The sequence below is a fragment of the Paraburkholderia sp. PGU19 genome, assembly GCF_013426915.1.
Classification (GTDB): domain Bacteria; phylum Pseudomonadota; class Gammaproteobacteria; order Burkholderiales; family Burkholderiaceae; genus Paraburkholderia.
Window position 1 is genome coordinate 657,414 of sequence record NZ_AP023179.1, and the last position, 23,620, is coordinate 681,033.

Below are 23,620 nucleotides of genomic sequence, written 5' to 3' on the forward strand. Positions count from 1 at the left end.
ATGCGTTCGATTCGCCGTCAATTGCTGTTCTGGCTGCTCGCTATCGTGTTGCTCGGCGTCGGCATTGCGGGTTGGCTCATCTACCGTCAGGCGCTCGCCGAAGCCAACGAACTGTTCGATTACCAGTTGCAGGAAATCGCCGCCGCGCTGCCCGCCGAGCCTTTCTCGCAAGTGCTCAGCTCGCGCGATACAGGCGACGAAGGCATCGTGCTGCAGATCTGGAATCGCAACGGCGTGCTGATGTACTACTCGCATCCGCGCGCGCCGCTCGCGCCGCGCGCCGAACTCGGCTTTTCGACGGAGCGCACCGAGCGCGGCGACTGGCGTGTGTATGGCGCTATCGTCGGCGACAACGTCGTGCAGCTCGCGCAGCCGCTGTCGGTGCGCAACCGGCTCGCGGCGAACGTCGCGCTGCGCACGCTGTGGCCGCTGATCGTGTTGCTGCCGCTGATGGGCGTCGCCGTATGGGGTGTGGTCGGGCGCGGGCTCGCGCCTTTGCGGCGCGTCACGGGCGCGCTCGACACGCGTCACCCCGAAGCGCTCGATCCATTGCCCGATTCGCGCTTGCCGCTCGAAGTGCAGCCGCTCGTGCGCGCGTTGAACGGCCTGCTGGAACGGCTTGCCATTGCGCTCGATACCCAAAAAGCCTTCGTCGCCGATGCCGCGCACGAACTGCGCACGCCGCTCGCCGCCGTGCAGATCCAGTCGCAACTGGTGGCGCGCGCGCACGACGAAACCGAGCGCCGCGAAGCGCTGGTCGATCTGCAGGCGGGCGTGACGCGCGCTACGCGTCTTGCCGAGCAGCTACTCGCGCTCGCGCGTTCCGAGCCGGATGGACACGCGGCAACGGGCAGTGTCGATCTCGACGCGCTCGTGCACGAATGCGTGACGGCTCACCTGCCGCTCGCGCAGAAGCGCAGCGTCGATCTCGGCATCGAGGCTAGCGAGCCCGCAACCGTCACAGGCGATGCCGAATCGCTGCGCGTGATGCTCAACAATCTGATCGACAACGCGACCAAATACACGCCGGACGGCGGGCGCGTCGATGTCTGCCTGCGCGTCGAAGGCGGCCGGCCGCTCGTGCAGATCGCCGACAGCGGCCCCGGCATTCCACCTGACGAACGCGACCGCGTATTCGACCGCTTCTACCGCGTCGGCGCAGGCGCGAATCGCGCGCGCACCGACGTTGCAGGCAGCGGCCTCGGTCTTGCGATCGTGCGGCGCATCGCGCTTCAACATCACGCGAATGTCACACTCGATGACTCCGCGTCGGGCGGTCTGCGGGTCAACGTGCGTTTCTGAATCGCCCGTCCAGCAAGGGTTTGCGAAAAGCTTTCATCTAGTTGGCATTGTTTAAGATTGATTTAAGCGACGCCACGTACTCTTCGACTCATCAAAGAATCAACTCTCCCAATCAGGAGTACACGATGCAAGCAAAAATACTGACCCGTAGCGCCGTTGCAGCGGCCGTCGTTATCGCATTGTCGGTGGGCTACGTGGCCGGTCATCGCGACGTGCCCGCGCCCCAGGTGATCTCGCCCGCGGCCGCCGCGATGATGCCTGCGGAAGCCGCGGCGAAAACGGGCATTCCCGATTTCTCGGGCCTCGTCGAAACGTATGGCCCCGCGGTCGTCAACATCAGCGCGAAGCATGTCGTGAAGCAGACCGCGATGCGCGGCGGCAATGGCGGTAACGCCGGCCAGTTGCCCATCGATCCGAGCGATCCGTTCTATCAGTTCTACAAGCACTTCTTCGGCCAGATGCCGGGCGGCCCCAATGGCGGCGGTGGCGATGACGGCGACCGTCCGAGCGCGAGCCTCGGCTCGGGCTTCATCATCAGCAGCGACGGCTATGTGCTGACCAACGCGCACGTCGTCGACGGCGCCAACGTCGTCACCGTCAAGCTCACCGACAAGCGCGAGTACAAGGCGAAAGTGGTCGGCGCGGACAAGCAGTCGGACGTCGCCGTGCTGAAGATCGACGCAAAGGATCTGCCGACGGTGAAGATCGGCGATCCGCGCTCGAGCAAGGTCGGCCAGTGGGTCGTCGCGATCGGCTCGCCGTATGGCTTCGACAACACGGTGACGTCGGGCATCATCAGCGCGAAATCGCGCTCGTTGCCGGACGAGAACTACACGCCGTTCATCCAGACCGATGTGCCTGTGAATCCGGGTAACTCGGGCGGCCCGCTGTTCAATCTGCAGGGCGAAGTGATCGGCATCAACTCGATGATCTATTCGCAGACGGGCGGCTTCCAGGGCCTTTCGTTCGCCATCCCGATCAATGAGGCGATGAAGGTCAAGGACGATCTCGTCAAAACGGGCCACGTGAGCCGCGGCCGCCTCGGCGTCGCCGTGCAGAGCGTGAACCAGACGCTCGCGGATTCGTTCGGCATGAAGAAGCCGCAAGGCGCTCTCGTGAGTTCGGTTGATCCGGGCGGTCCGGCCGCGAAGGGCGGCCTGCAGCCGGGCGATGTGATCCTGTCGGTGAACGGCGTCGATGTGGCGGATTCTTCAGCGCTGCCATCGCAGATCGCGGGCATCAAGCCGGGCACGCAGGCCGACGTTCAAGTGTGGCGCGACAAGTCGACGAAGGACCTGAAGGTGACGATCGGCTCGCTGTCGGACGCGAAGGTTGCCTCGAACGATGACGGCGGCCCGGCGCAGATGCAAGGTCGCCTCGGCGTCGCGGTGCGTCCGCTCACGCCGCAGGAAAAGAGCGGCGCGTCCGTGTCGCACGGGCTGCTGGTGCAGGATGCGAGCGGCGCGGCAGCCAGCGCCGGCATCCAGCCGGGCGATGTGATTCTGGCCGTCAACGGGCGTTCGGTATCGAGTATCGATCAGTTGAAGCAGGCGGTCTCGGCGGCGGGCAACAGCATCGCGCTGTTGATCCAGCGCGACAACTCGCAGATCTTCGTGCCCGTCGATCTCGGTTGATGCGGCAAACGGCGGCGGTGCTGGCCGGTGCCACAGGTGCCGGCCGGTAAAAGCTGCCGGTGATGGAAAAAATGCAAGGTTTGCGGCTTGCGCACGACGCGAGTTATAAGCAGAACAGGCCCGATTTTCGGGCCTGTTTCGTTTGTGGGCGTTGATGGGGTGAGATGGGCATACAGATTGCGTACGGTTATGCGTCAGAACCGTTTAGGTTTGCCAACAAGGAGCCACGCAATGACTCATCGTCGTATCGTCGCCCGCGCCGTTTCGGTTGCGGCAGCGACAGTTTTCACGCTCGGCCTGTCGGGCGGCGCGTACGCGCAGCAGGCGAGCGAAGTCACGGGCGGTACCACCTCGGATAACACCAGTGCAGGCAACGTCAACGGCGAGGGCCTGCCGCAGGTGCAACAACAGGGCGACGTGTCGTACACGTCGGGCGGCGTCGGCCTCGACGAATCGAAGGCGCTGCTTGCCGCGCAGAGCCAGTGGCCGTTGTCGTTGCGCTTCACGGGCCCCGGTTCGGATTATCTCTCTGATGTGAAAGTGAAGATCGTCGACGCGCACGGCGGCAGCGTGCTCGACACCACCGCGCGCGGGCCGTACATGCTGGTCAAGCTGCGTCCGGGCCGCTACACGGTGCACGCGGCGTACAAGGAAAACGATCAATCGAAGCCCATCACCATTCCGGCAAAGGGTACGGCAAAGGCGGCGTTCTACTGGAAGACGCAGTAAGCGACGCGAAAGTAACAGGCAAAAACGCGGCAAAAACGCGGCGGAAACGAGGTGGAAACGAGGCGGAAACGAGGCGGGAATGCACGCGGTGAGCCGCCGCCGCACCGCTCGCAACGGCCGCGACGCAACGCGCGCGCCGCGGCAATCGGTAGAGACCCGATGCCCAACGAAGGCCGCGCAATCGCGGCGCGTTTGGTCAATAATGAAGCCACGGACACGCTCCGTGGCTTCCGCGTTTCGGAGCCGACGCTGCGTCGCCGGGAGACGCGCACTGCACAATGACAACGAGGCGGCGCGCGCCAGGAGAGCCAAGGCTGGCGGTCGAGCCAGCTGTTCGGAGCGTGCGCGAACGTGCCAGCAGCGGAGCGGATCACATGAACGATGCCCCATCCGGCGGAAGCGCCGAAGACGCGGACAGCGGTAGCGCCGGGCACGGCGGCCATGCGTCTGGCGGTGCGCCAGCGCACGGAGGCGACGCCGAAGCGGGGCATACGATTTCCATCAAGGCCAACTCCCATCGGGTACGGGTGATCCACCAGGGCGTGACGTTCGCAGACACGCATGCCGGGTTCACGCTGTGCGAAACGGGCTGCCCCGAGGTGTTTTATTTCCCCCGGGCCGACGTCAACATGGCGCGGCTCGAACGATCGACTCACACGTCGCACTGCCCGTTCAAGGGTGAAGCGTCGTACTACCATCTGCGCACCGAAGACGAAACGATCGAAAATGCAGTCTGGAGCTATGAAAATCCTCTGGAGCGGGTGAAGCAGATCGCGGGGTATCTTGCGTTTTACGCATCGCGTGTTGACCGCATCGATCAGACATCCTGATCCCGCAGTCGCACGGTTATCGGGGAGGCTGCCATGGAATTGAACGACGCGTTGAGAGTGCCGCTGGCGCCGTCCGAAGTCTGGGACGCGCTGCAGGATCTCGCGTTGCTGCGCGCGAGTCTCGACAATTGCGAGTCCTTGCGCCGGCTCCAGGGCGGCGAATATCTGCTGACGATGACGGTGCCGCTCGGACCGTTGCGCGCGCACTATCACATACGCGCGCACGTCGCGAGCGAGGACGGCGCGAACAGCGCGAAGCCGCATCGCACGCTCAACTTCAAGGCGCGCGCCGAGGGCGTCGGCTCGCTGCGCGGACAGATCGACGTGTCGCTGCGCAGCGACGATCATCTCCATCTGCATCTTCCTGGGCGCGGACCGAGCACGCGCATCGACTATTCAGTGTGGGCGACGTCGACGGGACCGCTCGCGCAACTGCCCGCGCGTCAGATCGAAAACGCGCTGCACGAACTGGCCGACGACTTCTTCACCGAGTTTTGCGCCGTCGTCCAGGCGAAGCACGGCAAAGGGCCGAACCGCGCGACGGGCACGCAAGGGCGGCGCCAGCACGTGTTTCTACGGCCGATCAGCCTTTCGGGCGTGGCGCGCCGCGCACGGCTGCACGACCATCATCAAGGCAGCACGCTGACGGGCCGCGCCGCGCATTCGCTGCTGCATGGCCTGCATCACGAGCATGATCCGCATGTGCTGCCGAACTGGGCGTGGGCGGCGATGATTTTCTTCGTCGCGCTGCTGCTGTACGTGGCGCGGTACTTCACCCAAGGCTAATCTTTACCGTCGTTGTGCGCGCGGCGTCTCACACGCCGCGAAACTCCCGCCGCCACGCGGACGGCGATGTCCTGAACGTGTCAGTGAAATGCTGGCGCAGCGACGCCGTCGAACCAAATCCCGCCATTCCCGCAATCGACTCGATCGACTCGTCGGTGCTTTCGAGCAGCTGCTGCGCGCGCGCGAGCCGTTGCGCCAGCAGCCACGCGCTCACGGTCGTCCCCGTTGCGGCCTTGAAGTGCCGCGTGAACGTGCGGCGGCTCATCGCGGCGCGCCCGGCGAGGGAATCGAGGGTATGAGGCGCGTCGAGCGTGCCGTTCACCCAGTCGAGCAACGCGGACAAGCGGTCGCCGCGCAGATCGGTCGGCATGGGCTGCTGGACATATTGCGCCTGGCCGCCCTGGCGATGCGGCGGCACGACGAGGCGCCGCGCCATGTAGTTCGCGCTTTGCGCGCCGCACAGCTTGCGCACCACGTGCAGACAGCAATCGAGCCCCGCCGCCGTGCCCGCTGACGTGAGAATGTCGCCGTCGTCGACATACAGCACCTGAGGATCGACCTTCACGTTCGGAAAGCGCCGTGCGAAGTCGGCGGCCCACGCCCAGTGCGTGGTCGCCGGTCGTCCGTCGAGCAGGCCCGCAGCGGCGAGCACGTAGGCGCCGAGACACAGGCCGACCAGTTGCGCGCCGCGCGCGTGCGCGGCGCGCAATGCGTCTAGCAGTGCTGTGGGCGGTGCTTCGTCAGGATCGCGCCAGGTGGGAACGATGATCGTGTCGGCGTCGGCGAGCGCGTCGAGACCGTGCGTCGCGGCGATCGAAAAGCCTGCTGTCGTCGAAAGTGGCCCGGGGTCGATCGAGCAGACGCGGAACTCGAAGCCGAGCACGCCGCCGTCGCTGCGATCCTCGGCGAACACGACACACGGCACGGACAGGTGGAACGGGCTGATGCCGTCGAAGGCGACGGCCGCGACGACATGCGGTGTCTTCGGTGCGGTACGGCAGGTCTGCGTTTCCTGGCGTGGAGGACTCTTGTGAGATGTCCGCTGCTTCGCTGATCTTGGAGCAGCCTTTGACACAGGCGTTGCAGCGGAGCGGGCCATCGCAGCCTCCCGTTGAAAATGCGAATGGCCCAATCCTAGCGAAAATTGTCATTCGGGTCACTGTCGCGCGATGGGCGGAACGCGAACAATGCGCACATCGCGGCTGCAACCGCCAGCCGCCGACTTCAACCATCAAGGAGAGTTGTCATGCCGACGCCCCGCCGAGCCCTGATCGTCATCGATGTCCAGAACGAATACGTGACGGGCGACCTGCCGATCGAATACCCGGACGTGCAGACGTCGCTCGCGAACATCGGCCGCGCGATCGATGCGGCACATGCCGCGCAGATTCCCGTGGTCGTCGTGCAGAACTTCACGCCGCCCGGCTCGCCGATCTTCGCGCGCGGCAGCGAAGGCGCGGAACTGCATGGCGTGGTCGCGTCGCGCAAGTACGATCACCACGTCGAGAAAGCACTGCCGAGCGCGTTCACCGACACCGATCTGGCCGACTGGCTCGCCGCGCGCGAGATCGACACGCTCACTGTGGTCGGCTACATGACGCACAACTGCGACGCGTCGACGATCGTTCACGCGCTGCACATGGGCCTCGCCGTCGAGTTCCTGGACGACGCGACGGGTTCGGTGCCGTATGAGAACAGCGCGGGCACGGCGAGCGCGGAGGAGATCCATCGCGTGTTCAGCGTCGTGCTGCAATCGCGCTTCGCGGCCGTCGCGAGCACGCAGCAATGGATCGGGGCGGTGCAGTCGGGTGGTCAGCTGGAACGCGGCTCGATCTACGCATCGAACCAGAAGGCGCGCGCCAAGACGGCAGCCTGAGCGAACGGGAAATGAAGGTAAAAGGGCGGCTGACTTGCCGGCGCCCATGCGGCGCCTCAGCTTTCGGGCCTGGGCGCCGCTGGGAAGTCCTGCGTAAGCCCGCTCAGGCGCCCATGCGCAGCGCCGGGCTGCGCAACGCATCGATCATGCTTTCAATCATCTGCCGCGCATGCCGGCCGAAGTCCAGCACTTCCGGCACGAACAGCATGTCCTTCAACGATCCGCTGATGAACGCGTGCACCATCGACGCCGCCACGGGCACGTTCATGTCGGCGGGCAACTGCCCTTTGGAAATCGCGTTGCGCATGCCCGCCTGGATGCTCGTGAGGCTCTCGCGCATCGTGTTCTGGTAGCGCGCCATCACAGGTCCCATTTCCTCGACGAACTCGCACTTGTGAAACAGGATGTCGAACACCCGGCGGCGGTGCGGGTCGTTCGCAGTGTCGCGCAGACAGACGGTACAGATATCGACGAGGCGGCCGAGCGGATCGGCCTCGTTGGGATCGACGGAAGCGGCTTTCAGTTCGTCGAGCGGCAGCAGCACCCGGTCGAACATTTCCGTGAAGAGCTCGCCCTTGTTGGCGAAGTGCCAGTAGATCGCGCCACGCGTGACGCCTGCCGTCTGCGCAATATCGGCCAGCGAAGTCCGCGACACGCCTTTCTCCGAAAACACCTGTTCTGCTGCATCGAGGATGCGGGTGCGCGTCTCCTGCGCTTCTTCTTTGGTTCGACGGACCATTCGTATTGCCCTGCAATAAATGCGGGGTTTCCCCTGACGTTTTTAAACGCGCCTGATAAAGATCATTCCGCGCGCACGTTAATGCCTGGCAGATCTTCCGGAGGAAACCCTTTTTCCCGGTTTAACACACTTTTACGTGCATTCATGAATGTATATATAATAGCACCCCATCGATCGGATGGCTTACGTTTGGGTGAACGGTTAAGATCCGTCACTGTTGTTTTGCAAGCATCTTTGCGCTGTCTCAAGAGATGGGCAGCGCGGTGCGGCATTTCCCGGTTTGGCGCATTTCGCAGTGAATGCACCCGCAGGAAAAGCATTCGTGAGCGTCCGGTCATGGCGTCTTCGAGACGCCAATTTGCGCAGCCTTCTCCGGAGAGAGATGCACGCACTTTTTCCTTCTCAGTCTTTGACAGAGGTCGCTCCATGCGCGTCGAACGGGTTCCATTCCGCTTACTCACTGCCGCGACGGCTGCCGTAATGCTGGCAGCATGCGGACAAAAACAATCAGCACCTCCGCCTCAAACCCCTGAAGTCGGCGTCGTTTCGGTCGAGGCGCACGCCGTGCCCGTCGTCACCGAATTGCCGGGCCGCACCAGCGCGTTCCTCGTCGCGCAGGTGCGCGCGCGGGTCGACGGCATCGTGCTGCGCCGCGAGTTCACGGAAGGCACGCAGGTCAAGGCCGGCCAGCGTCTGTACAAGATCGATCCGGCGCCCTACATCGCGACGCTGAACAACGCGAAGGCGTCGCTCGCGAAGGCGCAGGCGAACCTCGTGTCGACCACCGCGCAGGCCAATCGCTACAAGGTGCTGGTCGCGGCGAACGCGGTGTCGAAGCAGGACTACGACAACGCCGTCGCATCCGAAGGCCAGGCAGCCGCCGACGTCGCAGCCGGCAAGGCCGCCGTCGATACCGCGCAGATCAACCTCGGCTATACGGACGTCGTGTCGCCTGTCACGGGCCAGGTCGGTATCTCTCAGGTGACGCCGGGCGCATACGTGCAGGCGAGCCAGGCGACGCTGATGTCGACCGTGCAGCAGCTCGATCCCGTCTACGTCGACGTTACGCAGTCGAGTCTCGCGGGCCTGAAGCTGCGCCGCGAAATCCAGGCTGGCCGGCTGAAGACCTCCGGCCCGGACGCGGCGAAGGTCGAACTGGTGCTCGAAGACGGCCGCGTCTATTCGGAGAAGGGCAAGCTGCAGTTCACCGACGTCACCGTCGACCAGACCACGGGCTCTGTGACGATCCGCGCGATCTTCCAGAACAAGGATCACGTGCTGCTGCCGGGCATGTTCGTGCGCGCGCGCATCGAGGAAGGCGTCAACGAAAACGCGCTGCTGGTGCCGCAGATCGGCGTCACGCACGACCAGAAGGGCCAGCCGACGGCGCTCGTCCTCAATAAGGACAACAAGGTCGAACTGCGCACGCTGCAGGCCACGGCGACGTACGGCCAGTACTGGGTGGTCGAAGGCGGCCTGAATGCGGGCGACCGCGTGATCGTGAACGGCGTCGACAAGGTGCGTCCGGGTGCAACGGCCAAGGCCGTGCCGGCACAACTGCCGCCGTCGCCCGCATCGGACGCAGCCGCGTCGGCTCCGGCCGGTGCACAGGCAGCCAGCGGCGCAGCCGCGGCCTCCGCTGCATCGGGCGCGTAAACAAAGGGAGCCTGCTTCATGGCAAAGTTTTTTATCGATCGCCCGATCTTCGCGTGGGTGATCGCCATCATTCTGATGCTGGCGGGTCTGGCGTCGATCTTCACGTTGCCGGTCGCGCAATATCCGACGATTGCGCCGCCGGCCGTGCAGATCAGCGCGACGTATCCGGGCGCATCGGCGAAGACGGTTGAAAACACCGTCACGCAGGTGATCGAGCAGCAGATGAGCGGCCTCGACCACTTGCTGTACCTGTCGTCGACTTCGGACGACTCGGGCACGGCCACCATCACGCTGACGTTCGCGGCGGGCACCAACCCCGACATCGCGCAGGTGCAGGTGCAGAACAAGCTGCAGCTCGCGACGCCGCTGTTGCCGCAAGCGGTGCAGCAGCTCGGCACGAAGGTGACGAAGTCGAGCAGCAGCTTCCTGCTGGTGATGGCGTTCGTGTCGACTGACGGCAGCATGAACAAGTACGACCTCGCGAACTACGTCGCGTCAAACGTACAGGACCCGGTCAGCCGGATCGACGGCGTGGGTACGGTCACGCTGTTCGGCACGCAGTACGCGATGCGGATCTGGCTCGACGCCAACAAGCTGACCAACTTCGGCCTCACGCCGGTCGATGTCCAGGCCGCGCTGCAGGCGCAGAACGTTCAGGTGGCGGGCGGCTCGCTGGGCGGCACGCCGTCGGTGCCGGGCCAGCTGCTGCAGGCGACGATCAGCGAAGCGACGCTGCTGACCACGCCCGAGCAGTTCGGCAACATCCTGCTGAAGGTCAACCAGGACGGTTCGCAGGTGCGCCTCAAGGACGTCTCGCACATCGATCTGGGCGGCGAAAACTACAACTTCGACACCAAGTACAACGGTCAGCCGACGGCGGGCTTCGGTATCCAGCTGGCGACGGGCGCGAACGCGCTGGCGACGGCGAAGGCCGTGCGCGACAAGATCGACCAGTTGTCGAAATACTTCCCGCACGGTCTGGTCGTGAAGTATCCGTATGACACGACCCCGTTCGTGCGCCTGTCGATCGAAGAAGTGGTCAAGACGCTGCTCGAAGGTATCGTGCTGGTGTTCCTGGTCATGTACCTGTTCCTGCAGAACCTGCGCGCGACGTTGATTCCGACGATCGCCGTGCCGGTGGTGCTGCTCGGCACGTTCGCGATCATGAGCGCGGTGGGCTTCTCGATCAACGTGCTGTCGATGTTCGGTCTCGTGCTCGCAATCGGCCTGCTGGTGGACGATGCGATCGTGGTGGTGGAGAACGTCGAGCGGGTGATGTCCGAGGAAGGGCTGTCGCCACGCGAGGCAACCCGCAAGGCGATGGACCAGATCACGGGCGCGCTGATCGGCGTGGCGCTGGTGCTGTCGGCCGTGTTCGTGCCCGTCGCGTTTTCGGGCGGTTCGGTCGGCGCGATTTACCGGCAGTTCTCCCTGACGATTGTGGCGGCGATGGTGCTGTCCGTGCTGGTCGCGTTGATTTTGACGCCCGCTCTGTGCGCGACGATCCTCAAGCCGATTCCGCAGGGTCATCACGAAGAGAAGAAGGGTTTTTTCGGCTGGTTCAACCGCAATTTCGACAAGAGCCGCGACAAGTATCACTCGGGCGTGCACCACGTGATCAAGCGCTCGGGCCGCTGGCTGATCATCTATCTGGTGGTGATCGTCGCGGTGGGCATGCTGTTCGTGCGTCTGCCGAAGTCGTTCCTGCCGGATGAAGACCAGGGCACGATGTTCGTGCTGGTGCAGACGCCGTCGGGCTCGACGCAGGAAACCACGGCGCGCGCGTTGAAGGACGTGTCCGACTACCTGCTCAACGATGAAAAGAGCATCGTCGAATCGACCTTTACCGTGAACGGCTTCAGCTTCGCGGGCCGTGGCCAGAACGCCGGTCTCGTGTTCGTGCGGATGAAGGACTACGCGGAACGCCAGCATGCGAACCAGAAGGTGCAGGCGCTGGTGGGCCGGATGTTCATGCACTTCGTCGGCTACAAGAACGCGACTGTGTTTCCGGTCAATCCGCCGTCCATTCCCGAACTGGGTACGGCGTCGGGCTTCGACTTCGAGCTGCAGGATCGCGCGGGTCTCGGTCACGATGCGCTGATGGCGGCGCGTAACCAGCTGCTCGGCATGGCAGGGAAGGACCCGATGCTCGCGCAGGTGCGTCCGAATGGTCTGAACGACACGCCGCAGTTCAAGGTGTCGATCGATCACGAGAAGGCGGCGTCGCAAGGCGTGAGCCTGGCGGCCATCGACCAGACGTTCTCGATTGCCTGGGCATCGCAGTACGTGAACAACTTCCTCGATACGGACAGCCGGATCAAGAAGGTGTACGTGCAGGCCGACCCGCGTTTCCGCATGACGCCGGAAAACCTGAACGACTGGTACGTGCGCAATTCGGCAGGCACGATGGTGCCGTTCTCGTCGTTCGCAAGCGGACAGTGGACCTACGGTTCGCCGAAGCTCGAGCGCTACAACGGTATCTCGGCTGTCGAAATCCAGGGCCAGGCGTCGCCGGGTAAATCGACGGGTCAGGCAATGACGGCGATGGAAGCGCTCGCGGCGAAGCTGCCGGCGGGTATCGGCTACGAGTGGACGGGCCTGTCGTTCCAGGAACGCCAGTCGGGTTCGCAGGCGCCGATTCTTTACGGCATCTCGATCCTCGTCGTGTTCCTGTGTCTGGCCGCGCTGTATGAAAGCTGGTCGATTCCGTTCTCGGTGATCATGGTGGTGCCGCTCGGCGTGCTGGGCGCGCTGCTCGCCGCGACGCTGCGCGGGCTGGAAAACGACGTGTTCTTCCAGGTCGGTCTGCTGACTACCGTGGGTCTGTCCGCGAAGAACGCGATTCTGATCGTCGAGTTCGCGCGCGAGTTGCAGCAAGGCGAAGGCATGGGGCCGGTCGAAGCGGCGCTCGAAGCGGCGCGTCTGCGGCTGCGCCCGATCCTGATGACGTCGCTCGCGTTCATTCTCGGCGTGCTGCCGCTCGCGATCAGCAACGGCGCGGGCTCGGCAAGCCAGCACGCGATCGGTACGGGCGTGATCGGCGGTATGCTGACGGCGACCTTCCTCGCGATTTTCATGATCCCGATGTTCTTCGTCGTGATTCGCGCGAAGTTCACGGGCGACAAGGAAGACCCGGACGAAGCGATGAAGCACTACAACGAGCACCATCCGCATGACCCGCAGGGTGGCAGCGGCCCGGGCAACGCCGGCGGAGGACATTGAGATGCCTAAATATTCTTTGATGGCAGTGGCCGTCGCGCTGGTCGCCGCGGGCTGCACGATGGAGCCGAAGTACCATCAGCCGGCCGCGCCCGTGTCGGGCGCTTTCCCGAGCGACGGCGTCTACGCGACGCAGCCCGTGCCTGGCGCGGGCGCGCGCTCGGCGAGCGGGCAGGCCGCCGTCGACATCGGCTGGCGCGACTTCTTCGTTGATCAGCGGCTGCAACAGTTGATCGAGATCGCGCTGAAGAACAACCGCGATCTGCGCGTGTCGGTGCTGAACATCGAGGCTTCGCGCGCTCAGTATCAGATCGTGCGCGCGGCGCTGATGCCGACACTCGACGCGTCCGCGTCACAGTCGAAATCGCGCACGCCGAAGGACCTGTCGTTCCTCAACCGGACGATCTCCAACCAGTATTCGGTTGGCCTGAACGCATCGTGGGAAATCGACTTCTTCGGCCGCATCCGCAGCCTGAAGGACCAGGCGCTGGCGGAGTATCTGTCGACGGCGCAGGCGCGCAAGGCGGCGGAGATTGCGCTGGTTGCGTCGGTGGCGGATCAGTATCTGACGGTGCTGTCCTTTGACGATCTGCTGACAGTCACGGAGAACACGCTCAAGACCGCGCAAGAGTCGTATCGCATCACCAAGCTGCAGTACGACACGGGCACGGGTTCTGAGTTGGATCTGCGTCAGGCTGAGACGGTCGTCGAGCAGGCGAAAGCGGATCTGCAGTCGCAGGCGCGTCTGCGCGCACAGGCTGAGAATGCGCTGGTCCTGCTGGTCGGCGAACCGTTGCCGAGCGATCTTCCGGGCGGTCTCGCGCTCAACGACCAGGACCTGCTGACCGACATCCCCGCCGGTTTGCCGTCGGATCTGCTGACGCGCCGTCCCGATATCGCCGAAGCCGAGCAGAACCTGCTCGCGGCGAACGCGAATATCGGCGCGGCGCGCGCGGCGTTCTTCCCGCGCGTCTCGCTGACGGGCAGCTTCGGCACGCTGAGCCCGACGCTCGGCGGGTTGTTCAAGCCGGGTTCGGCGGCGTGGAGTTTCGCGCCGCAGATCACGCTGCCGATATTCGAAGGCGGCCAGAACAAGGCGAACCTCGATCTCGCGACCGTGCAGAAGAACATCCAGATCGCGCAGTACGAGAAGGCGATCCAGACTGCGTTCCGCGAAGTCGCGGACGGGCTGGCCGCGCGCGGCACGTACGATCAGCAGATCGCGGCGCTCGAGCGCAACACGTTTGCGGAACAGCGCCGTCTCGATCTGTCGGACCTGCGCTACCGAAACGGCGTCGACAGCTATCTCTCCGTGCTGACCGCGCAGACCGGCCTGTACGACGCGCAGCGGTCGCTCATCACGGCACGCACGGCGCGCCTGACGAACCTCGTCGATCTGTACAAGGCGCTGGGCGGCGGATGGATCGAGCGTGCGGGCGAACAGCCGCGTCCCGCCGACGCACCCGTCGACTACGGCGCAGCGAGCGCGCCCGTTGCCGCTTCGGCGGCGACGGCAGGCTGAGGGCCTCGGTTCGAGCGACAGCCGCTTCTCATTTCTTGCAGTACGAAACGCCACGGCATGCCGTGGCGTTTTTTTTGAGCCGCTCTCCTACAAACCTTATCCGGATGGACAGTTCAGTTCTCCAGATCGTTTCTGAGCGTAGTTAGCCGTTAGCATCGCGCAGGGATCAACCAGGATTGATGATCCGCATCGTGGTTGTCAATTGACAACTAAATGAGAGCGCTCTACACTGGAGTTACTGATGAATCGTCGAAGTCATTCGAAGAAGGAAATCGAGTCGGCGCTCGGCCATGCGGAAGCAAACGGCTGGCGCGTCGTGCCTGGTACGGGCACCGGGCACGCGTGGGGGCGCATGTATTGCCCGTACAACGACACCGATTGCAGATGCGGCGAGTTCTGTATCGCCAGTATCTGGTGCACGCCGCGCAACGCAACCGGTCATGCAAGAACGTTGCGTCGCATTGTCGAGAACTGTGCGCCGCATCGTCAGAAGGTCATCTCTTTGCGTGTGATCGCCGATTCAAAACGGCGTACTCGCGAGCAGGATCAGCACGGGCAGCAACAGGAGCAGCAACCAGAGAAGGAAAAGGAGCAAACATGGAATACACCTTCACGCTGAAGTACCGTCTGAGCGCGGAAGACTGCGATTTCGACGAGATCGTCGAGCGTCTAGCGGCCGAGGGTTGCGACGATGCCACCGTGGGTGTCGGTCAAGCGGGGCGGCTTGCGCTCGCGTTTGCACGCGAGGCGAAGAGCGCGACACATGCACTCGTGAGCGCGCTGAAGGACGTACTTCGCGCGGTGCCCACGGCGCAGCTGGTCGAAGCCGCGCCGGACTTCGTCGGGCTGACGGATGTCGCGGAAGTGGCGGGCGTGTCCCGCCAGAACATGCGCAAGCTGATGCAATCGCATGCCACGGAATTCCCCGCGCCTGTCCACGAGGGAAGCACGTCGCTATGGCATCTGTCGGACGTGCTCGAATGGATGCACGATCGCGGCGATTACGATATCGCGCCGGAAGTTTTCGAAGTCGCGAGGTCGGCGAAACAGCTCAATCTGATGAAGGAGGCTCGCAACCTGGAGCCGAAGGTAACGCGACACTTCAACAATCTGGTCGCGTAATGTTCGAGTGAGTGTGAGTGCGGTGGGGCTGACGGCGTGCGCACGACTCGGGGTCATGCGCACGCGGTAGAGATGGCTATGGCTATCGGTTAGTGCATGTCGGCGGCACGCAGCATGTCGTCGCCGGCAACGGCGTCGTCTTTGCCGCCGCGTCCGTCGAAGTCGTGGCCGGCGCGACGAATATCGCGAGTCGCGGCGCGTTCGCCCTTCACACCATTGAAGATCAGGTTCAGCACCACAGCCGAAACCGACGCCAGCAGAATGCCGCTATGCAAAAGCGGTGACAGCGCGGGCGGCAGCTTCGAGAAGAAGTGCGGCGAGACGACGGGCACGAGACCAAGACCGATGCTGACCGCCACGATAAACAGGTTGTGATGGTTCTTCACGAAGTCGACTTTCGAGAGCACCTTGATCCCGTTCGCCGCCACCATCCCGAACATCACGATGCCTGCGCCGCCCAGCACGAACGACGGCACCGAAGCGACCACTTGCGCCATCTTCGGGAACAGGCCGAGCAGCACGAGAATCACGCCGCCCATCGCGCAGACAAAGCGGCTCTTGACGCCCGTCACGCCGATCAGTCCGACGTTCTGCGAGAAAGACGTGTGCGGGAACGAGTTGAAGAGGCCGCCAATCAGCGTGCCGAGACCGTCCACGCGCAAGCCGCGCACGAGCGTCTTCTGATTGACGGGCCGGTCCACCATGTCGCCGACCGCGAGGAACATCCCTGTCGACTCAATGAACGTGACGAACATCACGGTGACCATCGTCGCGATCGAAAGCGGATCGAAGTGCGGCAAGCCGAAGTGAAACGGCATCACGAAGCCGACCCACGGCGCACTCGTCACGCCTTCCATGTTCACACGGCCCAGCAGCGCGGCAATCACGAAGCCTGCCACGATACCGAGCAGCACCGAGATGTTCGAGACGAAGCCCTTGCCGAACTTGTTGATGAGCAGAATCAGCATGAGCACGACGAACGACAGCCCGAGATAGACGGGATTGCCGTAGTCCGGGTTGCCGACGCCGCCCGCCGCCCAGTTGATGCCGACTTCCATCAGCGAAAGCCCGATCACCGAGATCACCACGCCCACCACGACGGGCGGGAAGAAGCGCAGCATCTTGCCGATCATCGGCGCGGCGATGATGCCGATCACACCCGCCGCGATCGTCGATCCGAAGATATCGAGTATGCCGAGGCTGGGATTCGTGCCGATCGCGATCATTGGGCCGACGGCGGCGAACGTGCAACCCATGATGACAGGCAAGCGGATGCCGAAGATCCACAGGCCAAGCGTCTGGATCAGTGTGGCGATACCGCAGGAAAAGAGGTCGGCGCTGATGAGAAAGGCGATTTGCTCTTTCGGCAGCTTGAGCGCGCTGCCGATGATCAGCGGCACGGCAACGGCCCCTGCGTACATCACCAGTACGTGCTGAATGCCGAGCGTCAGCAACTGGCCGAAGGGCAGTCGCTCGTCGCACGGATGAACCGTGTTCGAGTGCATCTTGTCTCTCTCCACATCTGGTTTTGGGATGACTCCAAGGTATGCGGGACGAAAAAGCGCGACAAGACTACTGCTTCCTATTTCAACCTTTGCCGGGGCGATATGCCTGGACCAGATTTGGAACGGATACTTGATGCGAGATTGGAGAAATTCGCCGGAAGTCCTTGTGCCGTGGTGGCTTGCGGGAATTTCATCAATCCGGCGCGCCGCCGCGACGTACGCGTGCCCATATGATGTGTATTGCGGTTCGCACATAATGCGTTTTCGGGGCGCACTTCTTTTGGGGTGGGTTAACCCGCAACGATGGGCGGTGACGTGTGAAAATGATCGTCCGCCGCCCGGTCCGCGCGAAGCAGGCGTCCGCGTGCAATAACTTCCACGGCAACCACCTGATCAACGCATCGCATTCATGTCCTTTCTTGGTATCGATCTCGGCACAGGTTCGCTGAAACTCGCGATCATCGACGACGAAGGCCGCGAGCAATGCGCGACGAGCGTCGCGTATGCAATCGATACGCCGCGCCCCGGCTGGGCGGAAATCGATCCACAGGTCTGGTGGCGCGCACTCTGCGAAGCGGCATCGCGTTTCCCCGATGCACAACGCAGTGCTGTGCGCGCGGTCGGCTTTTCCGGCCAGATGCATGGCGTCGTGCTGAGCGACGCGCAAGGCAAGGCCGTGCGTCCTGCGATGCTTTGGCCCGACACGCGCGCATTGCCCCTGCTCGATGCATGGTCCGCGCCGCAGCCCAACCCCGTCGCGCCCGGTATGGCCGGTCCGCTGTTGCGATGGGTCGCACAGCACGAGCCGCAATCGATTCACGCAGCGCGCTGGGCTTTGCAACCAAAAGACTGGCTGCGCTTCAGGCTGGGCGGCACGATCGCAACCGATCCCTCCGATGCCTGCGCGACGGCGCTCGCCGATCCATCCGGCGCGTGGGACGACGCCTTGCTCAAACGGCTCGTGCTGCCGCGCGACTGGTTCGCGCCGCTCACTGCGTCGTATGCCGCATGCGGCACGCTGTCCGCCGAAGCGGCCAATGCGCTTGGCTTGCGCGCCGGCATCGTGCTTGCCACGGGTGCCGGTGATACGCCGTGCGCGGCGCTCGGCAGCGGCCTTGCAAACGACGGCGACGCGCTGCTCACCACGGGCACGGGCGGCCAGATTCTGGTGCTCGCCACCGACGAACCCGACGCTGCGCCAGGTCTGCATCGCTATCGGGCCGCGACTGATCACTGGTATCGGATGGCCGCGATGCAAAACGTCGGCGTCGCGCTCGAAGCCGTGCGTGGCTGGCTGTCGTATGAATGGCATGACGCGTATCGCGATGCGTTCGAGTTCGAGGCGGCGCCGGGCCTCACGTTCTTGCCGTATCTGACGGGCGAGCGCACGCCGTGGCTCAATCCGGCCGCGCGCGGCGGATGGCTAGGCCTTGCGCTCGGCACATCGCGCGGCGCGATGATGCGCGCGGCATTCGAAGGCGTCGCGTTTTCGCTGCGCGCGGGGCTCGACGCGATCCGGCAAAGTGGCGCGCGCGTGCCCGCGCTGCGTCTCGCGGGCGGCGGTTCCGTCGATACGCGCTGGCGGCAGTTGCTCGCCAATGCGTTGCAAGTCGAACTGCACGCTGTCGATTGTCCGAACGCGGCGGCGCGTGGCGCAGCGATGCTCGGTGGCATCGCGGTGGGTCACTGGAACGCAGGCGATCTCGCAGCGCTCGCGCCTGCCGCGACGCGTGTCGCCGGGCCGCGCGACGAGACCGAACTCGCTGCGCGTTATGCGCGCTTTATCGATCTGTATGGCCGCGTCGAACCTTGGTTCGCGTCGCCGTCCGCATGACGTGCGCTCGCTATGCGCCGTCGCATGAGGACAATCGCGCGGCGCGGCGTGCCATTCACGCGCCTTGCATTTGCGCGATCATGTCCACAGCGCGGCGCGCGAACCTCAGTGACAATCCGGGCCGCAACGGTTGACGGCAGCAGCGGGACAGATTCAGAGGTTAGCTTTAGGTAACGAGTTCAAGGAACCACAGGAGCATTCACGATGAAGACGAAAGCAGCAATCGCATGGAAGGCAGGCGCACCGTTGACGATCGAAGAAGTCGACCTCGAAGGTCCGCGCGCGGGTGAAGTGCTGATCGAAGTGAAGGCGACGGGCATCTGCCACACCGACTACTACACGCTGTCAGGCGCCGATCCGGAAGGCATCTTCCCGGCGATCCTCGGCCATGAAGGCGCGGGTGTCGTCGTCGATACCGGTCCGGGCGTCGGCACGCTGAAGAAGGGCGATCACGTGATTCCCCTTTACACGCCCGAGTGCCGCCAATGCAAGTTCTGTCTGTCGCGCAAGACGAACCTGTGTCAGGCGATCCGCTCGACGCAAGGCAAGGGCCTGATGCCCGATGCGACGTCGCGCTTCTCGCTCGACGGCAAGCCTTTGTTCCACTACATGGGCACGTCCACGTTCTCGAACTACATCGTCGTGCCGGAGATCGCGGTGGCGAAGATTCGCGAAGACGCACCGTTCGACAAGGTCTGCTACATCGGCTGCGGTGTGACGACGGGTGTCGGCGCTGTCGTCTATTCGGCCAAGGTCGAGGCGGGCGCGAATGTCGTCGTGTTCGGTCTGGGCGGCATCGGGCTGAATGTGATCCAGGGCGCCAAAATGGTCGGTGCTGACAAGATCATCGGTGTCGATATCAATCCGGGCCGCGTCGAACTCGCGAAGAAGTTCGGCATGACGCACTTCATCAACCCGAAGGAAGTCGAGAACGTCGTCGATCACATCGTGCAGCTGACGGATGGCGGCGCGGACTATTCGTTCGAATGCGTCGGTAATACGACGCTGATGCGCCAGGCGCTCGAATGTACGCACAAGGGCTGGGGCCAGTCGTTCATCATCGGCGTGGCGGCGGCGGGCGAGGAAATCAGCACGCGGCCGTTCCAGCTGGTCACGGGGCGTCAATGGAAGGGCTCGGCGTTCGGCGGCGCGCGCGGCCGCACCGATGTGCCGAAGATCGTCGACTGGTACATGGAAGGCAAGATCAACATCGACGATCTGATCACGCACCACCTGAAGCTCGACCAGATCAACGAAGGCTTCGATCTGATGAAGAAGGGCGAGTCGATCCGCTCGGTCGTCATCTACTAAAGGAGTCGCGCGATGCTCGAACTGATCGAATCGCATGCGTCGTTCGGCGGCACGCAGCGTATCTACAGGCATGAGTCGAAGGCGATCGGTTTGCCGATGCGCTTTTCGGTCTTCATGCCTGAAGCGGCGTCGCAGAAGAAGGTGCCGGCGCTGTTCTATCTGGCCGGATTGACGAGCACCGAAGAGACGTTTCCGATCAAGGCGGGCGCGCAGCGCTTCGCCGCGCAACACGGCATCGCGCTGATCTCGCCGGATACCAGTCCGCGCGGCGCGGGCGCGCCGGGCGAGACGGATGCGTGGGACTTCGGCGTCGGCGCGGGCTTCTATGTTGACGCGACGCAGGCGCCCTGGTCGAAGCACTACCGGATGTACTCGTACGTGCGGGACGAACTGCGCGAGACGGTCATCAACGAGTTGCCTGTCGATGGCGGGCGGCTCGGCATCTTCGGCCACTCGATGGGCGGCCACGGCGCGTTGATGCTCGCGCTGCGTAATCCGGACATCTATCGGTCGGTATCGGCGTTCGCGCCGATTGCTGCGCCGATGCGCTGTCCGTGGGGCGAGAAGGCGTTCAGCGGCTATCTGGGCGCGGATCGCGAAGCGTGGAAACAATACGACGCAAGCGAACTCGTGGGAAAGGCGACGCGCAAGTTTGCGGAAGGGATATTGGTCGATCAGGGTATGGCGGACCAGTTTCTGACCCAGCAACTGAACCCTGACGTATTCGAAGCCGCATGCAAGGCCGCCGGACAGCCACTCACGCTGCGCCGGCATGACGGCTACGACCACGGCTATTTCTTCATCTCGACGTTCATCGAGGATCATCTCGCGCATCACGCGAAGGTGTTGCTCGGCTGATCTTCGGGGTCGTTGACGCCATAGCAAAACGGGGTGGCTCGCGAGCCACCCCGTTTTTTTATCGGCATCACCGGCGCATGTGCTGCGCCAGCAAACTCACGCCGTAGACCAGCGCCGCAAGAAGCGTGATCCAGAAACTCGTCGGCCAGTCGGTGTAGAAAGCGAGCGTCACGCCGATCCACGCCTGCGCGAGTGCTAGCAGTGCCGCGAGTACGAGCCCGACGGAAAGTCGCGTCGACAGGTTTTGCGCCGCGGCCGCCGGTCCGACCATCAGCGTGAACACGAGCAGCACACCGACGATCTGCGTGCACGCTGCCACTGCAAGCGCCGCGATCGCGAGAAACAGCACCGATACGAGACGCAGCGACACACCTTTCGCTTCGGCCAGTTCCGGCTGCAACGAAGCAAACAGCAAAGGCCGCATGATCGCAGCCAGCGCAACCAGACTGACGACGCCGAGCGCAGCCAGCACCACCAGCGTCGACGAACTGACGCCGAGCACGTTGCCGAACAGCAGCGCCGTGACTTGCGTCGCGTACGCGGTGAAGAAGTGCAGAAACAGCAAGCCAAAGCCAAGCGCCAGCGACAGCACTACGCCGATCGCGACATCGCGGCCCGCGAGCTTTTCGCCCAGCGCGCCCATGCCGACGCCCGCCGCGAGGGTGAAGCCGATCATCCCCCAGATCGGCGAGACGCCGATCAGCACAGCGCCCGTCGCGCCCGTGAAGCCGACGTGCGACAGCGCGTGCCCCGCGAAAGTCTGCCCGCGCATCACGAGGAAGTAGCCGACGATGCCCGACAGCACCGCGACAATCCCCGACGCCGCGAAGGCGTTCACCATGAAATCGTATTCAAACATCGTGCGTGTGTCCGTCGCTTGAGGCGTGATGATGAGCATGCTTTTGCCCATGCGCGTGACCATGCGAATGCCCGTGGCCATGCGGCTCGCCATGCTGATGGTCGTCGTCTTCGTGCTCGTGATCGTGCTTCTCGACGTCGAAGTCGCCCGACATCACGAAGATCCGGCCATTCACGCGCATCACGTCGATGGTCGAGCCGTACAGGCGCGAGAGCACCGGCTTCGTAATCACTTCATCGACGGTGCCGAGCGCGGCGACGCCATTGCCGAGATACAGCACGCGATCGAGCGCATGCAGCAGCGGATTGAGTTCGTGCGCCGAGAACAGCACGGCGATGCCGAGTTCCTGCTGCACGCGCTTCACCAGTTCGACGACGGTCTTCTGATGATGCGGATCGAGACTGATGAGCGGCTCGTCGAGCAGCAGCAGACGCGGATTGCCGAGCAGACATTGCGCGAGCAGCAGACGCTGCCGCTCGCCGCCCGACAGCTCCGACAACGGACGCGCAGCCAGCGCCGTGCCGCCGACCAGTTCCAGCACGCGCTCGACATCGGCGCGCGCCTTCGCATCCGCATGCGGCAAACCCCAGCGATGACCGTCCGCGGCCATCGCGACAAAATCGCGGCCACGCACGCGACGGCCGGCAAGCGCGCTGCGCGTCTGCGGCATGTAGCCGATCGACGGGTTGCCGCGCACGACGGGCTCGCCGAGCACGCGCACGGTGCCGCTCGCCGCCGGGACGAGGCCGAGCACCGAGCGCATCAGCGTCGTCTTGCCCGCGCCGTTCGGCCCGAGCACGCCGATGAATTCACCCTGACGGATCGTGAAGCTGGTGTCGCGCAGGATCGTCCGGTCGCCGAGTTCGAGCGTCACGCGGTCCAGTTCGAGCACGGGCGCGTTGCCCGACGACATGTTCATTGAGTCGTTCCCTTGTTCGCGCTGCCTGCGGCGAGCGCGTTGCCGAGCGCATCGAGTTGCGCCAGCATCCATTGCTGGTAGTTCTTGCCGGCCGGCTGCGTCTCCGTCACGCTCACCGTCGGCACATGCGATTGCTGCGCGAGTTTCAGCATGCGTTTTGTGAGCGCCTCGGTTGCCTGGCTGTTATAGATCAGCGCGCGAACGCGTCGCTCGCGAAGATCGCGTTCGAACGCGGCGATATCCGACGCGCTCGCTTCCGTGTCGTTCATCGCGGCCAGCTGGAAGCGCTGGTTGCGCATGTCCAGGCCGATCGCATCCGACATGTAGCCGAACACCGGCTCCGTCGCTGTCACGCTCACGTGCGCATATTGGCTGCGCAGCGCCGCGACCTTGTCGGTGATCGGCTTGAGCGAGTCGAGAAACTTCGCGAGGTTCGCATCATACGCCGCCTTGTGCGCCGGATCAGCCGACGCGAGCGCCGCGCTCACCGCGCGTGCGACAGCGGGCATCGTCGACGGGTCGTACCACAGGTGCGGATTGTCGCCGCTTTTCTTGCCGACCAGTTCCGCCGCGACGATCGTCTTGCGTTTGTCGTTCTTCGACACGTTCAGCAGCTTCGCCATCCACGGATCGTAGTCGGCGCCGTTGTAGACGACAAGGCTGGCGTGCTGCAGCGCGCGCGCCGTCTTCGGGCTGGCTTCGAACAGATGCGGGTCCTGATCCGGATTGCTGAGAATGCTCGTCACGTCGACGCGGTCGCCGCCCAGTTGCTGCACGACATCGCCGTAGAAATTCTCCGCCGCGACCACGGGAACCTTCGCGTCCTGCGCATGCGCGGCCGGACCGAATGCAAAGGCGAAAACCGTCGAAGCGACGGCGCGCGTCAAAAACTTCCACATCGAATTGTTCTTCTTCATCG

Annotated in this window: 20 protein-coding genes; 14 read left to right on the forward strand and 6 right to left on the reverse strand. The window is 64.0% G+C overall.

The annotated features are described in order from the left end of the window. The 5 genes from H1204_RS02985 to H1204_RS03005 all read left to right on the forward strand — a co-directional run bounded on the left by H1204_RS02985 (position 1) and on the right by H1204_RS03005 (position 5,281). Positions 1–1,302: an ATP-binding protein gene (locus tag H1204_RS02985; protein WP_180729754.1), complete on the forward strand. Its 1,302-nt coding sequence runs from the start codon at positions 1–3 to the stop codon at positions 1,300–1,302. 125 nt (positions 1,303–1,427) lie between these two features. Beyond that, positions 1,428–2,936 (forward strand): DegQ family serine endoprotease, encoded by a 1,509-nt coding sequence (locus H1204_RS02990; protein WP_180729755.1) that lies wholly within the window; start codon positions 1,428–1,430, stop codon positions 2,934–2,936. Between the two features lie 231 nt (positions 2,937–3,167). Then, complete coding sequence (locus tag H1204_RS02995) at positions 3,168–3,665, forward strand: carboxypeptidase regulatory-like domain-containing protein (RefSeq protein WP_180729756.1); 498 nt, start codon at positions 3,168–3,170, stop codon at positions 3,663–3,665. A gap of 374 nt (positions 3,666–4,039) precedes the next feature. After that, complete coding sequence (locus tag H1204_RS03000) at positions 4,040–4,495, forward strand: DUF427 domain-containing protein (RefSeq protein WP_243468547.1); 456 nt, start codon at positions 4,040–4,042, stop codon at positions 4,493–4,495. A gap of 33 nt (positions 4,496–4,528) precedes the next feature. Beyond that, positions 4,529–5,281 (forward strand): SRPBCC domain-containing protein, encoded by a 753-nt coding sequence (locus H1204_RS03005; protein WP_180729757.1) that lies wholly within the window; start codon positions 4,529–4,531, stop codon positions 5,279–5,281. A gap of 28 nt (positions 5,282–5,309) precedes the next feature. Here the strand turns inward: H1204_RS03005 and H1204_RS03010 are convergent, their stop codons facing one another. After that, positions 5,310–6,380, reverse strand: coding sequence for a helix-turn-helix domain-containing protein (locus H1204_RS03010; RefSeq protein WP_180729758.1), 1,071 nt, complete (start codon positions 6,378–6,380; stop codon positions 5,310–5,312). A 147-nt stretch (positions 6,381–6,527) separates the two neighbouring features. Here H1204_RS03010 and H1204_RS03015 point away from each other — a divergent pair, with 147 nt between their 5' ends. Beyond that, the gene (locus tag H1204_RS03015; RefSeq protein ID WP_180729759.1) at positions 6,528–7,157 is read left to right on the forward strand and encodes a cysteine hydrolase family protein; all 630 of its coding nucleotides are present in this window, start codon (positions 6,528–6,530) and stop codon (positions 7,155–7,157) included. 103 nt (positions 7,158–7,260) lie between these two features. Here the strand turns inward: H1204_RS03015 and H1204_RS03020 are convergent, their stop codons facing one another. After that, complete coding sequence (locus tag H1204_RS03020; protein WP_180729760.1) at positions 7,261–7,896, reverse strand: TetR family transcriptional regulator; 636 nt, start codon at positions 7,894–7,896, stop codon at positions 7,261–7,263. Between the two features lie 426 nt (positions 7,897–8,322). On the opposite strand from H1204_RS03020, the gene H1204_RS03025 reads away from it, so the two are divergent. The 5 genes from H1204_RS03025 to H1204_RS03045 all read left to right on the forward strand — a co-directional run bounded on the left by H1204_RS03025 (position 8,323) and on the right by H1204_RS03045 (position 15,415). Beyond that, the gene (locus H1204_RS03025) at positions 8,323–9,552 is read left to right on the forward strand and encodes an efflux RND transporter periplasmic adaptor subunit (RefSeq protein ID WP_180729761.1); all 1,230 of its coding nucleotides are present in this window, start codon (positions 8,323–8,325) and stop codon (positions 9,550–9,552) included. An 18-nt stretch (positions 9,553–9,570) separates the two neighbouring features. Next, positions 9,571–12,774, forward strand: a complete 3,204-nt coding sequence (locus H1204_RS03030; protein WP_180729762.1) for an efflux RND transporter permease subunit — start codon at positions 9,571–9,573, stop codon at positions 12,772–12,774. A gap of 1 nt (position 12,775) precedes the next feature. After that, positions 12,776–14,293: an efflux transporter outer membrane subunit gene (locus H1204_RS03035; protein ID WP_180729763.1), complete on the forward strand. Its 1,518-nt coding sequence runs from the start codon at positions 12,776–12,778 to the stop codon at positions 14,291–14,293. 241 nt (positions 14,294–14,534) lie between these two features. After that, the gene (locus H1204_RS03040; protein WP_180729764.1) at positions 14,535–14,912 is read left to right on the forward strand and encodes a hypothetical protein; all 378 of its coding nucleotides are present in this window, start codon (positions 14,535–14,537) and stop codon (positions 14,910–14,912) included. Further along, positions 14,891–15,415, forward strand: coding sequence for a hypothetical protein (locus H1204_RS03045; protein WP_007581387.1), 525 nt, complete (start codon positions 14,891–14,893; stop codon positions 15,413–15,415). Before H1204_RS03040 ends, H1204_RS03045 begins: the two co-directional genes overlap by 22 nt. 89 nt (positions 15,416–15,504) lie before the next feature. Here H1204_RS03045 and H1204_RS03050 read toward each other — a convergent pair whose 3' ends face one another. Next, the gene (locus tag H1204_RS03050) at positions 15,505–16,920 is read right to left on the reverse strand and encodes a nucleobase:cation symporter-2 family protein (RefSeq protein WP_180729765.1); all 1,416 of its coding nucleotides are present in this window, start codon (positions 16,918–16,920) and stop codon (positions 15,505–15,507) included. Positions 16,921–17,329: 409 nt separating this feature from the next. On the opposite strand from H1204_RS03050, the gene H1204_RS03055 reads away from it, so the two are divergent. The 3 genes from H1204_RS03055 (at position 17,330) to fghA (ending at position 20,923) form a co-directional block, all read left to right on the forward strand. After that, on the forward strand, positions 17,330–18,754 hold the full coding sequence (locus H1204_RS03055) for an FGGY family carbohydrate kinase (RefSeq protein WP_180729766.1): 1,425 nt from the start codon (positions 17,330–17,332) through the stop codon (positions 18,752–18,754). A 204-nt stretch (positions 18,755–18,958) separates the two neighbouring features. After that, the gene (locus H1204_RS03060) at positions 18,959–20,065 is read left to right on the forward strand and encodes an S-(hydroxymethyl)glutathione dehydrogenase/class III alcohol dehydrogenase (protein WP_028364542.1); all 1,107 of its coding nucleotides are present in this window, start codon (positions 18,959–18,961) and stop codon (positions 20,063–20,065) included. Between the two features lie 12 nt (positions 20,066–20,077). Then, positions 20,078–20,923, forward strand: coding sequence for an S-formylglutathione hydrolase (gene fghA, locus H1204_RS03065; RefSeq protein WP_180729767.1), 846 nt, complete (start codon positions 20,078–20,080; stop codon positions 20,921–20,923). A gap of 67 nt (positions 20,924–20,990) precedes the next feature. Here the strand turns inward: fghA and H1204_RS03070 are convergent, their stop codons facing one another. From H1204_RS03070 to H1204_RS03080, 3 genes are read right to left on the reverse strand one after another with little or no spacing between them, the layout of a single operon-like run. After that, complete coding sequence (locus H1204_RS03070) at positions 20,991–21,782, reverse strand: metal ABC transporter permease (RefSeq protein WP_180729768.1); 792 nt, start codon at positions 21,780–21,782, stop codon at positions 20,991–20,993. Further along, on the reverse strand, positions 21,775–22,701 hold the full coding sequence (locus H1204_RS03075) for an ABC transporter ATP-binding protein (RefSeq protein ID WP_054929812.1): 927 nt from the start codon (positions 22,699–22,701) through the stop codon (positions 21,775–21,777). Before H1204_RS03075 ends, H1204_RS03070 begins: the two co-directional genes overlap by 8 nt. Beyond that, a complete protein-coding gene (locus H1204_RS03080) occupies positions 22,698–23,618 on the reverse strand; it encodes a metal ABC transporter solute-binding protein (RefSeq protein WP_180729769.1) in 921 nt (306 codons plus the stop codon). The genes H1204_RS03075 and H1204_RS03080 overlap by 4 nt, the downstream gene beginning before the upstream one ends. Positions 23,619–23,620 lie beyond the last annotated feature (2 nt).

Bases quoted from the DNA above. Each gene is read 5' to 3' on its own strand.
- H1204_RS03005 (WP_180729757.1), top strand. From the start codon at position 4,529: ATGGAATTGAACGACGCGTTGAGAGTGCCGCTGGCGCCGTCCGAAGTC.
- H1204_RS03000 (WP_243468547.1), top strand. From the start codon at position 4,040: ATGAACGATGCCCCATCCGGCGGAAGCGCCGAAGACGCGGACAGCGGT.
- H1204_RS03035 (WP_180729763.1), top strand. From the start codon at position 12,776: ATGCCTAAATATTCTTTGATGGCAGTGGCCGTCGCGCTGGTCGCCGCG.
- H1204_RS02990 (WP_180729755.1), top strand. From the start codon at position 1,428: ATGCAAGCAAAAATACTGACCCGTAGCGCCGTTGCAGCGGCCGTCGTT.
- fghA (WP_180729767.1), top strand. From the start codon at position 20,078: ATGCTCGAACTGATCGAATCGCATGCGTCGTTCGGCGGCACGCAGCGT.
- H1204_RS03015 (WP_180729759.1), top strand. From the start codon at position 6,528: ATGCCGACGCCCCGCCGAGCCCTGATCGTCATCGATGTCCAGAACGAA.
- H1204_RS03040 (WP_180729764.1), top strand. From the start codon at position 14,535: ATGAATCGTCGAAGTCATTCGAAGAAGGAAATCGAGTCGGCGCTCGGC.
- H1204_RS03020 (WP_180729760.1), bottom strand. From the start codon at position 7,896: ATGGTCCGTCGAACCAAAGAAGAAGCGCAGGAGACGCGCACCCGCATC.
- H1204_RS03045 (WP_007581387.1), top strand. From the start codon at position 14,891: ATGGAATACACCTTCACGCTGAAGTACCGTCTGAGCGCGGAAGACTGC.
- H1204_RS03010 (WP_180729758.1), bottom strand. From the start codon at position 6,380: ATGGCCCGCTCCGCTGCAACGCCTGTGTCAAAGGCTGCTCCAAGATCA.
- H1204_RS03075 (WP_054929812.1), bottom strand. From the start codon at position 22,701: ATGAACATGTCGTCGGGCAACGCGCCCGTGCTCGAACTGGACCGCGTG.
- H1204_RS03080 (WP_180729769.1), bottom strand. From the start codon at position 23,618: ATGAAGAAGAACAATTCGATGTGGAAGTTTTTGACGCGCGCCGTCGCT.
- H1204_RS02995 (WP_180729756.1), top strand. From the start codon at position 3,168: ATGACTCATCGTCGTATCGTCGCCCGCGCCGTTTCGGTTGCGGCAGCG.
- H1204_RS03070 (WP_180729768.1), bottom strand. From the start codon at position 21,782: ATGTTTGAATACGATTTCATGGTGAACGCCTTCGCGGCGTCGGGGATT.
- H1204_RS03030 (WP_180729762.1), top strand. From the start codon at position 9,571: ATGGCAAAGTTTTTTATCGATCGCCCGATCTTCGCGTGGGTGATCGCC.
- H1204_RS03050 (WP_180729765.1), bottom strand. From the start codon at position 16,920: ATGCACTCGAACACGGTTCATCCGTGCGACGAGCGACTGCCCTTCGGC.
- H1204_RS02985 (WP_180729754.1), top strand. From the start codon at position 1: ATGCGTTCGATTCGCCGTCAATTGCTGTTCTGGCTGCTCGCTATCGTG.
- H1204_RS03060 (WP_028364542.1), top strand. From the start codon at position 18,959: ATGAAGACGAAAGCAGCAATCGCATGGAAGGCAGGCGCACCGTTGACG.
- H1204_RS03055 (WP_180729766.1), top strand. From the start codon at position 17,330: ATGTCCTTTCTTGGTATCGATCTCGGCACAGGTTCGCTGAAACTCGCG.
- H1204_RS03025 (WP_180729761.1), top strand. From the start codon at position 8,323: ATGCGCGTCGAACGGGTTCCATTCCGCTTACTCACTGCCGCGACGGCT.